10 protein-coding genes are annotated in these 13633 nt (G+C 65.9%); 3 read left to right on the forward strand and 7 right to left on the reverse strand.

Annotated elements, in window-relative coordinates; genetic code table 11:
- Nucleotides 1–21 precede the first annotated feature (21 nt).
- The 6 genes from P9875_RS26040 to P9875_RS26065 all read right to left on the reverse strand — a co-directional run bounded on the left by P9875_RS26040 (nucleotide 22) and on the right by P9875_RS26065 (nucleotide 9288).
- Complete coding sequence (locus tag P9875_RS26040) at nucleotides 22–5307, reverse strand: Hpt domain-containing protein (RefSeq protein WP_278316999.1); 5286 nt, start codon at nucleotides 5305–5307, stop codon at nucleotides 22–24.
- 40 nt (nucleotides 5308–5347) lie between these two features.
- On the reverse strand, nucleotides 5348–7585 hold the full coding sequence (locus tag P9875_RS26045; protein ID WP_278317000.1) for a methyl-accepting chemotaxis protein: 2238 nt from the start codon (nucleotides 7583–7585) through the stop codon (nucleotides 5348–5350).
- Complete coding sequence (locus P9875_RS26050; protein ID WP_278317001.1) at nucleotides 7585–8226, reverse strand: chemotaxis protein CheW; 642 nt, start codon at nucleotides 8224–8226, stop codon at nucleotides 7585–7587. The genes P9875_RS26045 and P9875_RS26050 overlap by 1 nt, the downstream gene beginning before the upstream one ends.
- Before the next feature lie 2 nt (nucleotides 8227–8228).
- Nucleotides 8229–8594: a response regulator gene (locus P9875_RS26055; protein WP_034780235.1), complete on the reverse strand. Its 366-nt coding sequence runs from the start codon at nucleotides 8592–8594 to the stop codon at nucleotides 8229–8231.
- Nucleotides 8595–8628: 34 nt separating this feature from the next.
- Nucleotides 8629–9051, reverse strand: coding sequence for a response regulator (locus tag P9875_RS26060; RefSeq protein ID WP_051959089.1), 423 nt, complete (start codon nucleotides 9049–9051; stop codon nucleotides 8629–8631).
- An 84-nt stretch (nucleotides 9052–9135) separates the two neighbouring features.
- Complete coding sequence (locus P9875_RS26065; RefSeq protein ID WP_010401308.1) at nucleotides 9136–9288, reverse strand: rubredoxin; 153 nt, start codon at nucleotides 9286–9288, stop codon at nucleotides 9136–9138.
- A 96-nt stretch (nucleotides 9289–9384) separates the two neighbouring features.
- Here P9875_RS26065 and thiD point away from each other — a divergent pair, with 96 nt between their 5' ends.
- On the forward strand, nucleotides 9385–10242 hold the full coding sequence (gene thiD / locus P9875_RS26070; RefSeq protein WP_035822099.1) for a bifunctional hydroxymethylpyrimidine kinase/phosphomethylpyrimidine kinase: 858 nt from the start codon (nucleotides 9385–9387) through the stop codon (nucleotides 10240–10242).
- 59 nt (nucleotides 10243–10301) lie between these two features.
- Nucleotides 10302–11591, forward strand: a complete 1290-nt coding sequence (hemL, locus tag P9875_RS26075; protein WP_035822102.1) for a glutamate-1-semialdehyde 2,1-aminomutase — start codon at nucleotides 10302–10304, stop codon at nucleotides 11589–11591.
- 5 nt (nucleotides 11592–11596) lie between these two features.
- On the opposite strand, the gene P9875_RS26080 is transcribed toward hemL, so the two are convergent.
- Nucleotides 11597–12289: an HAD family hydrolase gene (locus P9875_RS26080; protein WP_278317002.1), complete on the reverse strand. Its 693-nt coding sequence runs from the start codon at nucleotides 12287–12289 to the stop codon at nucleotides 11597–11599.
- 464 nt (nucleotides 12290–12753) lie between these two features.
- Here P9875_RS26080 and P9875_RS26085 point away from each other — a divergent pair, with 464 nt between their 5' ends.
- Nucleotides 12754–13632 carry an AraC family transcriptional regulator gene (locus P9875_RS26085; RefSeq protein ID WP_176387409.1) on the forward strand — a complete coding sequence of 293 codons (879 nt, stop codon included), beginning with the start codon at nucleotides 12754–12756 and terminating at the stop codon, nucleotides 13630–13632.
- The last annotated feature ends 1 nt before the right edge of the window (nucleotide 13633 follow it).

Here is a 13633-nt window from a genome sequence, read left to right on the forward strand (position 1 = left end):
TGGTTTGGCGACGTCGGCCTGTTATGGTAGCCGAGATGTTTCGGAACCGTCACGCGTTTGCAAGCGCCGCACCTCCGCCAGCAATTCGTCCTCCTGGAACGGCTTGCCGAAATACGCATTCACGCCCAGCTCGAACGCATGGGCGCGGTGCTTGTCGGCGCTGCGCGAGGTGATCATGATGACGGGGATGGCGCGCGTCTTGTCATCGCTGCGCACATTGCGCGTCAAATCAAAGCCATCCATGCGCGGCATTTCCACGTCCACCAGCAGCAGGGCCGGCATGGCAGCAGGTTCCAGCGCATGCAACTGCTCCAGCGCATCGACGCCATCCTTGGCCAGCAGCACCTGGTAGCCTTCGCGCTCGAACAGGCGCTGCATCACGCGGCGCACCGTCAGCGAATCGTCGACCACCATCACGCGCACGGCAGGCGCTTCCAGCGCGCTGGAAGCGGCATGCTGCGCGCTGCTGGCCAGCGCATACTGCGACAACAGTTCCGGATGATGCTCGAGGTGCTGCGCCAGCGCCACCGGATTCAGAATCAGCACGATGTCGCCCGTGCCCAGCACCGTGGCGCCGGCGATGCCCGGCATGCGCGCCAGCTGCGGGCCCACGTGCTTGACCACGACTTCGCGGTTGCCCACCACGTCATCGACCTGCAAGGCCAGCCTGTCATTGCCATTGCGTAGCAGGAGCACGGGCGCATAGCGCTGCGTGGCCTGCGCCGCCGGTGTCTCGCCCAGCATGGCCGACAGGTGGTGCAGCGCCAGCGACTGCCCGTGCGACTCGATGCGCCCGGCCGCCCGCACCTGCTCCAGCTGCTCGCCTTTCAGGTGCAGCACCTGTTCCACGAGCACCGATGGCAGGGCATACGTCTTGCCGCTGGCCGCCAGCAGCACCACCTGCGTGACGGCCAGGGTCAGCGGCAAGTGGATGGTGAAGCGCATGCCCAGGCCCGCCTGCGTCTGCGTTTCCACTCTTCCGCCCAGGGCCAGCGCTTCGGAGCGCACGATGTCCATGCCGAAACCGCGCCCGGCCAGTTCCGTCAGGCTGTCGGCGGTGGAAAAGCCGGGCGTGAAAATCAGCTCGGCCGCCTGCGCGTCCGTCAATGGCGCATCCGTCGCCACCAGGCCGGCGCCGTGCGCCTTGGCGCGGATGCGTTCCAGGTCCAGCCCTGCGCCATCGTCGGAAAAGGCGATCGCCACTTCATTGCCCTGCTGGCTGACCTGCACCAGCAGCTCGCCCGTCTCGCTCTTGCCCGCGGCCAGGCGCGCGTCGCGCGGCTCGACGCCATGCACGATGGCGTTGCGCAGCAAATGCTCGAACGGCGCCGCCATGCGTTCGAGCACGCTGCGGTCGATTTCCACGCCACCGCCACGGATGTCGAGGTTGACGCGTTTGTCGACTTCCTTGGCGCTTTGCCGCGCCACGCGGAACAGGCGTTCGGCGATGCTGGCAAACGGCACCATCCGTATCTGCATCAGGTCGCGCTGCAGCTCGCGCGTCAACCGCGCCTGCAGCACCAGGTCGTCCGTCACCGCATCGACGCTGTGGCTGAGGTTTTCATGGAACGAAGCCACGTCGTTGACGCTTTCGGCCATCATGCGCGTGAGTTCCTGCAAGCGCGTAAAGCGGTCGAATTCGAGCGGGTCGAATTCGCGCTCGCTGCCGACAGCCATGCGCGAGGCGATCTGCGATTCGGCCTGCATTTCCACTTCGCGCAACTGGCGCCGCAAGCGCGCCAGGTTATCGGAAAACTCGGACAGCGAAGCGCCGAGCACGCCCACTTCATTTTCCATTTTGGAGCGCGTGATCGACACTTCGCCGGCCTGGTTCACCAGGCGGTCGAGGATATCGGCACGCACGCGCACCAGGGCCGCCTTCGGTTCGGCGGCCGGCGTGTCTTCCATGCCCGGCAAGGGCAGCAACGGTTGCTGCAGCTGCTCGAACAGGTGCAGCGCATGATCGTAATGGGCCAGCAATTCCTCGAAGGCCTGCGGCGTGGCGGTGCCCGCGTGCAGCATGTTTTCGATATGCGTCTCGATTTCATGCGCATGCTGGCCCAGGCGCATGGCGCCGGCCATGCGCGCGCTGCCCTTGACCGTATGCAGGGTGCGCAACAGCATCTGCGCCTGGCCGCTGTCGTGCGGCTGCTGCTGCCAGCTGCGCAGCGCCTCGCCGATCCGCGGCAGCAGGTCAGCCCCCTCTTCCAGGAAGACGGACAATAAATCGAGGTCGAGTTCATCGCTGATGCCGGCGCTGGCCGCCAGCAGCGCGGCCGCATCGGCCGGCATGATGGCGGGCGCCGGCGCTTCCAGCGCCGCATGCTCCAACGGCGGCGCGTGTTCAAAACCGGCGTCGAACAGATCGTCGCCAATGCCGGTGTCCGGTGCCGGCGCCGCGGCAGCCTCCGGCTGCAGCGCGTCGGCGACGATGCTCGCATACGTCGCTTCGAACAGGGTCTCGAGCTGCTGCACAGGGACTTCGGCCTGCGGCTCGGCAGGCTGCGCCGGCGCGCCGACGATGCTGGCGTAAGCGGCCGCAAACAGGGCGTCGAGCCGCTCTTCCTGGCTCTCGCCGGGCGGCGCCGTCAGGGCGCGCCACAAGATGTTGAGCGCTTCGATCATGTCCGGCTGCGTGGGTGCCAGGTCGCCCAGCGCGAACGCCTGCAGCATTTGCCCGATGCGCTGCGTGGCCTGCTCCAGCACGTCGTGCTGCTCGGCGCGCAGGCCAGCCAGCGGCGGCACCACCGTTTCGATCACCGTTTCGAGCGCATGCGCCAGGTCGCGCAGCGACTGGAAGCCCACCGTGCCCGACGTTCCCGCCAGGGTATGCACGGCTTGCAGCGCCTCCGCGCTGACGGCACGCTCCTCATGGCGCCATTCGCCGAAGTCGCGCGTGAGCACGCGCAGCAATTCATCCGTCTCGGCCAGGTAGATGTTGTACAAGGGAAGGCTGATGCGCAGTTCGCCCACGTGCTTGAGGTGATCGTCCGGCGCTTCGTGCAGCGTGGGCGCCGTGGCCAGGGGAAGTCCGATCACATTGCCATTGCTGGCCACGTGTGCGGCCGATGCCGGGCGAGGCTTGCGCAGTTCGAACGGTCCGCCTTCGCGCACGCGCTCGGCCGCCATCAGCAGCATGCCGGCCTCGCGCTCGCGCCCCGCGCCGCCTTCCAGCTCGGCCACCCATTCACTGAGCTGGTACCAGCCGTAATTCAGCAGGGTGAACAAGTCATCGCTGACGGGGCGCGATTCGGCCAGCCAGGTATTCATGACGCGTTCGATGGCGCCAGCTGCTTCGGCAAACTGCGCCAGGCCGATCATGCGGCTGCTGCCTTTCAGGGTGTGGAACGAGCGGCGCAGCATGGCCAGGTGATCGCCGCTGGCGGCCTGTTCGCGCGGCAGGGCCAGGGTGGTGTCGATAAAGGCCAGCACTTCGCGCGCTTCGGCGATGAAAATATCGAGCATTTCCGCATCAACATCGGTCACGGCCGGCGCGGCATCCATGCCGGCTGGCGCGGCGGGCGCCAGGGCCTGGTCGAGCAAGGGTACCGGTACGGCGCCGGCGGCGGCGACTTTTTCAAATGGCAGGGCGCGGAAAGTGCCGGCGGCCGCGTCGAAATGGAAACGCCCGCTGGCCGCCTGCGCGTTGCGGCCCAGCATATCGACAAAAAAGCCCAGCGCGCTGACATTTTGCGCGATCTCGTCGAGCGCCTCGGCATGGGCTTCCGCCTTGGCGTCGCCGCCGGCCAGCTGCCGCACGGCCGCATCGACGTGCAGCACGGCGGCGCGCGCGTCTTCCTGTCCCAGCCCGGCCAGCTGCTGCTGCAACTGCTCCAGCACGGGCGCGACGCCGTCGAGGGTTGCCGTCCCCGCGCCCGCCGCATCCGCGTAATACGCATTGAGCACCTTTTCCACCTGGCGCAGGCCCGTCTTCATGTCCTCGGCCAGCGCGGCCACCGTCTGGCCCTGTTCGATCTGGCGCGACAGCTCGCCCGCCGTGACGGGCGGCGGCGCTTCGCCAGCCAGCAGCGCCTGCAGGCGCGCGGCGATGGTTTCCGCATTGCCGGCGAAATCGTCGGGCAGGCGGCGCAGCTGCTCCAGTCCCGTGTCGGCAAACAGCAGCGCCATGCCGATTTCATTTTCCAGGGCCGCGCTGCGTCCACTGGCCACGGCTTGCCGCGCCACGGCCGCGCTTTCGCGCAGCAGGCTGGCCAGGGCCGGCTGCTTCAGGAACTCAGCATGTGCCGCCACCTCTTGCAGCGACGCTTCAAACTCGGCGCCCAAGGCTGGATCGAGGTCGGCTTGCGCCAGGCGGCTCCAGCTGGCGCGCGCCTGCGCCAGCGCCGTGCGGGCGCCTTGCAAGGCTGCCTGGTCGACCTGGCCGTAGCGTCGCGTTTCCACGTCGGCGGGCAGCATGCCTTCCAGCGCGAAGGCGGCACGCAGCTGGCTTGCCTCAGATGTGGGCTCGGGTGCCGCGGCGATGAAGAACAGGGCGTCGCGCAGCATCGCTTCGGGCAGGCTGGCCGTACCCTGGGCCAGGCGGCGCAACTGCAGATTGATCAGGCCAAACAGCTGCTTGACGTTGAGCGTGCCCATGCCCTCGCCGCTGGCCGCCAGCCCGGCAAACGCCTGCATGGCGAACCAGAAGGTGCGCGCCGGCGCTTCCTGCTGCGCATCGGCCACCAGGGTCAAGGTGGCGTGCAAATCGCCCGCATGCTGGCGCCGCGTTGCGTCATCCTGCGCCTTCAGGAAGGGCAGCAAAGACTTTTCAAAGCGCCCGCGCCAGGCCGGATAATCGGCTGCAGGGGGTGCCTCCGCCAAGGCGATGGCATGCCCTTCCAGCATCGACGCTGGCGGGAAAAACAGGTCGGCCGGGTGGATGCGCTCGGCACCCAGCATGCTTTGCAGGTCGCGGTAGTAGGGGAACAAACGCGCCGGCTGCGGCGGTGTGCCGGCCACCAGGTCTTCCAGGTATTCGCTCAAGGCCTGATACAGTTCGGCGACGACTTGCGCATGGTCCAGCGTGTATTCGAGGCTGCCGTCGCGAAAGCGCGCCAGCGCCTGTTCCGCGCCATCGGTCAGCAGGCTGGCGCCGGCCACGTCCACCATCACCAGCGCGCCATGCGCCTGGTGCAGATGCGAACGCGCATGCTGCAGGGCCGTGGCGCGTTCCTCGCGCTCGCGGCCACCCGCTTCGAACAGGGCCGTTTTCGAGCGGCCCAGCGCTTCGCGGATTTCCACCATCACCCACGACAAAGGCTCGCTGTCGAACGGCTTGGACTGCTGTGGACTATCTGGTGTGCTCATGCATGCCTCGGTAAGGAAATCGCCTGGACTGGCGCGGCGTTCAGGCGGCGACGCGGAAGCGCGACACCGAATTTTTCAGTTCCTGCGCCAGCATCGACAGTTTATGGATCGATTGCGCCGTTTGCTGCGTGCCATCCTGGGTCTGCTCCGTCACGCTCAGGATATGCTGGATATTCAAGGCCACGCCGCTGGCCGAACCGGCCTGCGTGCCGGTGGCGAACGAGATGCCCTGGATCAGTTCCGCCAGGTGTTTCGACACCTGGCTGATGTCGTTCAAGGCCGCGCCGGCCGCGTCGGACAGGCGCGCGCCCTCGACCACGCCCTGCGTGGACGTTTCCATCGCCCGAGTCGCATCCTGGGTATCGGCCTGGATGGTGCGCACCAGCGCGCCGATCTGCTTGGCGGCGGCGGCCGAGCGCTCGGCCAGGCGCTGCACTTCCTCGGCCACGACGGAAAAGCCACGCCCCGCCTCGCCGGCCGATGCGGCCTGGATGGCGGCGTTCAGCGCCAGCACATTGGTCTGCTCGGTGATGTCGGAAATGAGCTCGGTGATCTCGCCGATTTCCTGCGACGATTCGCCCAGGCGCTTGATGCGCTTGGAAGTATCCTGAATCTGCTCGCGGATTTCATGCATGCCCTTGATGGCGTTTTCCACCGCCGTCGAGCCCTGCTGCGCGGCCGCCACCGACTGGCGCGCCACGTCGGCCGAGACGCTGGCCGACTTCGACACGTCGGTAATCGCATTGGCCATCTTGACCACGGTGGCGCTGACGCCCTGGATTTCGCGCGACTGCTGCTGCGACGCGATCAGCAGTTTGCTGGAAATGCTTTGCGCCTGCGTCGAGGCGCGGTTCACCTGTTCCGCCGTCGCCGTCACCCTGCCCACCAGGCCGCGCAATTCCTCGACCGTGTAGTTGACGGAATCGGCGATGGCGCCCGTGATGTCTTCCGATACGGTGGCCTGCACCGTCAGGTCGCCGTCGGCCACCTTCTGCAATTCGTTCATCAGGCGCAGGATGGCCGCCTGGTTCTGCTCATTCCTGGCCTTCGCCTCTTCCTCTTTTTCCTGCGACTGCAGGCGCCGGATTTCCGCTTCCTGGCGCCGCCGCTCGGCGTCGCGCGTGCGGTTGACGGAGTCCTGCAGCAGCACCCTGCCGATGCCGGCCGCCGCGATCAGGGTCAGCAACACGCCGGCGACCATCATCCAGAAGGCGATGCCCAGGGTTTCCTGGTTCACGTGGTACATCTGCTGCAGCAGGGTCAAGCGCTGGCGCAGGTCTTCGTTCTCGTTGAAGATCAGCTGCTCTGCGCTTTTCGCCGCACTGAATTTATCGAGCCGGTCGAGTATCGACGACACCAGCTTCTGGTAATTGTCAAAACTGGCTTTCAGCGCCACCAGCCGGTCGCGCAGTTCGGCGTCGCGCGTGGGCGCCAGTTGCAGCGTCACGCTGCCATTGAGCAGGCCTTCGACGGCGGCGCGGAAATACGTCGTGTCGCGCCCCAGCGAAAACGCCGTTTCCGAGCTGATGCTGCCCGACGACAGGAATTCGCTGGCGCTGCGGCTCATGCGCTGGCTCAGCATCATCAGCCGGCCGATGACGGCCAGGTCGCGCGCATTGCCGCCGCGCTGCACCTTCAAGGCCGCGATTTCCTCGGTCTGCGCCAGCAGCGCCGGCGACAGCGCGTTCAATTGCTGCAAGGTCTTGTCGAATTCGCCCAGCTCCGGCTTCAGGCGCAGGATGGTGCTGGCCGCGCGGTCGCTGCTGGCCCACTTCTTGCGCGCGTCGGCCACCGCCGCCAGCAGGGCGGAACGCGACTCGCCGATATCGCGCCCGTGATACGTCCCGCCGCGCAGCATCAGGCGGAAATCCTGGCTCAGTTCATTGCGGCTTTCCTCAAGCTGGCGGAAGGCTTCCGGATTGCCTTGCACGGCGTTCGGCGCGGCCTTGCCGATGCGCTGCGAATGCATCAGCGCATCGCTGGCCAGTTGCGTCTGCGCCGAGGCGATATTGCTGCTGCGCGTGTTCAGTCCGACGAACAGCAGGCTGGCGGCCAGGCTCAGGGCCATCAGCGTCGACAGGATGCTCAGCTGCTTTTGCAGCGGAAAATGGCCGATCAGCGGCAGCTTCCAGTCCCCGGCCGGCGCGCTGGCCAGCGACTTGCGCCGTCCCAGCGCGTCGCGCAGGCGCAGCGGCAAGTCGGCCGCCGATGCCGGCGCGTCCGGCGCATGCTGCGCTTCGGGCATGCCGGCCGCCAGAATGGGAGAATGGGCGCCCATCAGCAAAGATCCTTGTGGACGGCGAGGCCGCCAAAGCCGGCATCAAGGAAGCGTGCCGATTGCGCCAACTGCGCCAGGTCCAGGCGCAGCCACTCTTGCCCTTCGCTGTCGCGCAGCGCCTGCGCCGCCCACGATGGCAGCACACCCGGCGCCGCATCCTGAACGGGCACCGATTGCATGGCGCGCAACTGGCGCAAACCGAGCACGCGTTCGACCAGCAATGCGCAATTGAGGCCCAGGCGGGGAGAAAAGGTGATGATGCGGCAGTGATTGCCCGGCACGCAGGCCGGTTCGCCCATGTAGCGGGCCAGGTCGACGACACCCGTCAGGCGGCCGCGCATGGCCGCCAGGCCCAGGTACCAGTCCTGCGCCAGCGGCACGCCCTGGATCTGCACGCCGGTGGCGATGACGATTTCACCGAGCTGCGTCAGGTCGAGCAGGCAGGGCCGGCCACCGAGCATCACGCCCAGTTCCTTGTGCGCCGCCAGCACGCCGCTGCGCGCGGCCTGTATCCGCTCGATCAATTGCAGCTGATACTGGCGCAAGCGCCCCTGCCGCGCACCCGCCTCGAAGACGGGCATGGCGGCAGCGGCAGGCGGAAAAGCCGCGGTGGACACGCCGTGACCTGGCATCGTGTGCATGCTCAGGAAATCGCGGCGATCTTGGCCAGCAGCTCGGCTTCGACCACCGGCTTGACCAGGTAATCGCGCGCGCCCTGGCGCAAGCCCCAGATGCGATCCGTTTCCTGGCTCTTGCTGGAGCAGATAATCACCGGCACGTCCTGCAGTTCGGGATCGCGGGCGATGGCGCGCGTGATCTGGAAGCCATTCGCACCGGGCATCACCACGTCCATCAGGATCAGGTCGGGCCTGGCCTGCTTCAGTTGCGCCAGCGCGTCGGCGCCGTCCTGCGCCGTCAACACGGCATAGCCGGCACGCACCAGCATCTCGCTCAGGTAGTAGCGCTCTGTCGGCGAGTCATCGACGATCAGAATTGTGTGTATGGCCATCTGCTTCCTTGCTGCGTTGTCAATCAATAAATCACTACTCAAAATGCCCGGCCAGGTGCTGCCGCACGGCCTCCAGCAGCGCCTCGCGCGCCAGCGGCTTGGCCAGGCAGGCGCTGGCGCCCGCCATGGCGCCGCGCGCGCGGTCGAACAAGCCTTCCTTCGACGACAGCATCAGCACCGGCGTGGCGTGGAAAGCCGCACTGGCCTTGATCAGCGCACAGGTGCGGTAGCCGTCCAGGCGCGGCATCACGATGTCGCACACGATCAGGGCCGGCTGGCAGTCGGCGATCTTGGCCAGGGCCGCAAAGCCGTTTTCCGCCACCACCACGCGATAACCGGCCTCGCCGAGGATCTTCGCGGCCGCGCTGCGTATCGTCGCGCTGTCGTCGATGACGAGGATCGTGGCGCTGGCACCCACGGCATCGGACGGCGCCGCGGGCAAAAAAGGACGCGTCATGTGATTATTCGACAATCTTTCATACGATAGCACAGGCAGCCGCGATACCTGCGTGCGGCAGCGGCATCCCGTGGAACTGATTGATTACAGCGCCACCATCTCGAAATCATCCTTGCGCGCACCGCATTCAGGGCAGGTCCAGTTCATCGGAACATCGGCCCAACGCGTGCCGGGAGCGATGTCTTCGTCGGGCAGACCGGCCGCTTCATCATAAACCCAGCCGCAAATAAGACACATCCACGTTTGGAATTGCTGCGTTGTTTCGTTGCTACTCACGTTCTGCCACCCTTCAATCAAGTAAAATGCTGAATTAGGTATCTTAATCTACCCGCCGTGCAAAACCAAACTTCTCCCCTCATATTAAGCTTCGGCGTGTCCGATCCGGTCGGCGCGATCGGCATCCAGGCCGATCTGGCCACCTTTTCAGCCTTCGGCTGCCATGGCCTGTCCGTCACCACGGGCCTCTTGATCAGCGATACGGCGCGCGTGGAAGACGTGCAGGCGGTCGACCCGGACTGGGTTTCCGACCAGGCGCGCGTGCTGCTGGAAGACATGTCCGTGGCCGCCATCAAGATCGGCGCGCTGGGCAGCGTGGAAAACGTCACGGCCATCGCCGAAATCGTCTCCGACTATCCGAACGTGCCGCTGATCCTCGATCCCTTCATTTCGGCGCTGCCGGAACAGGGCATGGACGATGAAGATATTCTCACGGCCGTGCGCCAGCTGCTGATCCCGCAAACGACCCTGCTGGTGCTCTCGCCGGTGGAACTGGAGCGCCTGGCCGAGACCTGGCGCGACGCCGATCCGGACGACACCCTGCAAAACGACGTCGACTACCTGGTGGCGCTGGGCTGCGAATACGTGCTCGTCACCGGCATGCCGGCCGACGCCAGCAAGTCCGGCACGGGCGAAGGCAAGCTGCGCGCCAATACCCTGTTCGGCGAGGACGGCGTGGTGCGCCACGACGAATGGCAGCACCTGCCCGGCATCTTCAACGGCGCCGGCAGCACCCTGTCGGCGGCGGCTACCGCCCTGCTGGCCCTGGCGGAAAACGAAGACGACGTGCCGCAGGTGGTCGTGGCGGCGCAGGAATTCACGGCCGGCGCGCTGGCCCACGCGCAGCGCCACGGCATGGGCAAGCTGGTGCCGAACCGGCTGTTCCGGCAGCAGCGCCAGCGCGGCGCCCAATAATTCTGTAGCAGACCAGACAGACGACACAGACAACGATCCACTTTCAAGGCACGATTATCATGACGACGACTTCACAGAACGACATCCTGTTTGCCCGCGCACAAAAAACCACGCCAGGCGGCGTCAATTCGCCCGTGCGCGCCTTCCGCTCCGTCGGCGGCACGCCGCGCTTCATCACGCGCGCCGAAGGCCCCTACTTCTGGGACGCGGATGGCAAGCGCTATATCGACTACATCGGTTCCTGGGGCCCGGCCATCGTCGGCCACGCCCACCCGGAAGTGGTGAAAGCGGTGCAGGATGCGGCCGCGCTTGGCCTGTCGTTCGGCGCGCCGACGGAAGGCGAAGTGCTGATGGCCGAGGAAATCACGCGCCTGGTGCCGTCGATCGAGCAGGTGCGCCTGGTGTCGTCGGGCACGGAAGCGACCATGAGCGCCCTGCGCCTCGCGCGCGGCGCCACGGGACGCGACAAGATCGTCAAGTTCGAAGGCTGCTACCACGGCCACGCCGATTCGCTGCTGGTGAAAGCGGGCAGCGGCTTGCTCACCTTCGGCAACCCGACATCGGCCGGCGTGCCGGAAGATTTTGTGAAACACACTCTGGTGCTCGACTATAACAACGTGGAGCAGCTGAAAGACGCCTTCGACAGCTTCGGCGCGGACATCGCCTGCGTCATCGTCGAACCGGTGGCCGGCAACATGAACCTGGTGAAAGCCACGCCGGAGTTCCTGCAGGCGATGCGCGAGCTGTGCACGCAGCACGGCGCCCTGCTCATTTTCGATGAAGTCATGTGCGGCTTGCGCGTGGCTCTGGGCGGCGCGCAGGCGCTGTACGGCATCAAGCCGGACCTGACGGCCCTGGGCAAGGTGATCGGCGGCGGCATGCCGGTGGCGGCCTTCGGCGGCAGCGCGGCGCTGATGCACAACATGGCGCCGCTGGGCGCCGTCTACCAGGCCGGCACCCTGTCGGGCAACCCGGTCGCCGTGGCGGCCGGCATGGCCACCTTGAAACTGATCCAGCAGCCAGGCTTCTACGAGCAGCTGGGCGCCACGGCCAAGCGCCTGGCCGAAGGCCTGACCGCCGCCGCCAAAGAGGCCGGCGTGGTCTTCTGCGCCGACTACATCGGCGGCATGTTCGGCATCTATTTCAGCGCCACGCCGCCGACCAGCTACGCGGAAATGATGGCGGGCGACCGCAGCAAGTTCAACGCCTTCTTCCACGCCATGCTGGACGAAGGCGTGTACTTCGCACCCGCCGCCTTCGAAGCGGGCTTCGTCTCGGCGCAGCACGATGACGCCGTCATCGACGCCACCATCGCCGCCGCGCGCAAGGTGTTTGCCAAACTGGCATAAGCGTTTTACACGGCCGCGGTGTCCATCACCGCGGCCACCAGCGCCGGCAGCCTGGCCATGTCATTGAACACAAGAAGCGCGCCGGCCGTCTTCAGGCGCGCTTCCTGGCCGGCGGCGACATGCCCGCCGCCGATGAATCCCAATACCGTCATGCCCGCCGCCACGGCGGCCGTCACGCCCGTGACGCTGTCTTCCAGCACCAGGCACTGGCCTGGCGGCACGCCAAAGGCGGCCGCCGCCGCCAGGTACAGGCCCGGATGCGGCTTGGCATGGCCCACCAGGTCCGGCGTAAACACCCGTCCGCCAAATAACGGTGCCATGCCGGTCCGCTCCAGCGCCGACCGCACGCGCGCGCCAGTATTATTCGACGCCACCGCTTTCGGCATATTGATGGCAGCCAGCGCCCGCAGCACGCCGGGCACGGCCCGCTGCAGCCGGTCGCAATCGGTTTCGACGCCCTGGCGGATCGCTGCGCAGACATCCGGCGCCGGCGGCGCGAGACCCAGTTCGAGGAACACGCCGGTCAGCAGCGTCTCGAAGTTCTGTCCTTGCCGCGGCTGGATCAGGGCGACCAGCGGCGTATCGGCGGGCACGTACGGGCGCAGCTGCTTGAGCAGAGAAAACAAGGTCACGCTTTCGCTGTCGACCAGAACGCCATCACAATCGCTGATCAGGTGCGTCAAATAGACATCAGACATACGCTACTCGCATGGTGCTCTCCGGCATGGGTATTCTTGAAGGGACGCCGGCCCGGTCGCGGCCAGCCTGGCCAGCATACAAGCGGCGCGGGGGCGGGCGCTACGTCAAAGACCCTGTTTTATCGATACTATTTTGTGCAATTGCCATCTTTTCCCGCCAACGTATTGCTCAGCAACATTTGACGCAATGCACAAAATTTGACTACGTCTCCTCTGATGCAAGGAAAATGCAAAAAAAGTATCGGTATACCCACATGGAATGAGTGGCCCCGCCGGGTTCGCCTGCATAGAATGGAACCATAAATCAAAAACACGCCCGGCCGGCAACAGGGTCGAAGCGCACGGTAACCCAGCAGGAGACACGTCATGCCACGCATCCGCCTCGCCCCGTTTACGCTTTGCCGCCACCGCGCTGTTTCTCTTTTTCCCGCCGTCACCGGCTAAGCGGCGCGAGGGAGCACATCATGAAACCCGATCTCGAAGTCGTCCGCGTGCCCGCCGATGAATCGTTTACAGCCTGGTCGCACGGCTACCCTTACCGCACCGTGCGCTGGCACTTTCATCCCGAATATGAAATCCAGCTGATCACCGACACCAGCGGCAAGTACTTCGTCGGCGACTATATCGGCGATTTCGAGCCGGGCAACCTGGTCATGTCCGGCCCCAACCTGCCGCATAACTGGGTCAGCGAGCTGCCCGATAACCAGCCCGTGCCGCAGCGTTGCCTGATCCTGCAATTCACGGCCGAATTCATGGCCAAGGCCATCGCCGCCTTCCCGGAATTGCAGCCGGTCGTGACCCTGCTGGACGAATCGCGCAGCGGCCTGCTGTTTACGCCGGAGGCCGGCGCCGCCGCCAGGCCCCTGATGCAGGCCTTGCTGGAAGCGCGCGGCTGCCGCCGGGTCATGCTGTTCCTGTCGCTGCTGGACCTGCTGCTGCACGACAGCGAGCGCCGCAAGCTGTCCAGCCCCAGCTACCTGCCCGATCCGCACAGCTATATGGCATCGAAGATCAACCTGGCGCTGGCCTACATCGGCAAGAACCTGTCGACCGACTTGCGCGAATCGGAACTGGCGGAGCTGATCGGACAAAACGTCAGCTCCTTCTCGCGCTCGTTCAGCAAGCACACGGGAATTTCCTTTGTGCAATACGTGAACTTGCTGCGCATCAAACTGTCCTGCGAAATGCTCAGCAACAGCGCCTTGAGCATCACAGACATCTGCTATCAGGTGGGCTTTAACAATCTGTCCAATTTCAACCGCCAGTTCCTCGCGCACAAGGGCATTTCACCGTCGAAATTCCGCCGCTACGACGGCTTGAAAACGGCGGCCCCAGGCACCTGAC

The organism is Janthinobacterium rivuli, assembly GCF_029690045.1.
Taxonomy (GTDB): domain Bacteria; phylum Pseudomonadota; class Gammaproteobacteria; order Burkholderiales; family Burkholderiaceae_D; genus Janthinobacterium; species Janthinobacterium rivuli.

What these genes read in the sequence shown, in the direction of transcription:
- P9875_RS26040 (WP_278316999.1), bottom strand. Translation starts at nt 5,307, where the DNA reads ATGAGCACACCAGATAGTCCACAGCAGTCCAAGCCGTTCGACAGCGAG.
- P9875_RS26045 (WP_278317000.1), bottom strand. Translation starts at nt 7,585, where the DNA reads ATGGGCGCCCATTCTCCCATTCTGGCGGCCGGCATGCCCGAAGCGCAG.
- P9875_RS26050 (WP_278317001.1), bottom strand. Translation starts at nt 8,226, where the DNA reads ATGCACACGATGCCAGGTCACGGCGTGTCCACCGCGGCTTTTCCGCCT.
- P9875_RS26055 (WP_034780235.1), bottom strand. Translation starts at nt 8,594, where the DNA reads ATGGCCATACACACAATTCTGATCGTCGATGACTCGCCGACAGAGCGC.
- P9875_RS26060 (WP_051959089.1), bottom strand. Translation starts at nt 9,051, where the DNA reads ATGACGCGTCCTTTTTTGCCCGCGGCGCCGTCCGATGCCGTGGGTGCC.
- P9875_RS26065 (WP_010401308.1), bottom strand. Translation starts at nt 9,288, where the DNA reads ATGTGTCTTATTTGCGGCTGGGTTTATGATGAAGCGGCCGGTCTGCCC.
- hemL (WP_035822102.1), top strand. Translation starts at nt 10,302, where the DNA reads ATGACGACGACTTCACAGAACGACATCCTGTTTGCCCGCGCACAAAAA.
- P9875_RS26080 (WP_278317002.1), bottom strand. Translation starts at nt 12,289, where the DNA reads ATGTCTGATGTCTATTTGACGCACCTGATCAGCGATTGTGATGGCGTT.
- P9875_RS26085 (WP_176387409.1), top strand. Translation starts at nt 12,754, where the DNA reads ATGAAACCCGATCTCGAAGTCGTCCGCGTGCCCGCCGATGAATCGTTT.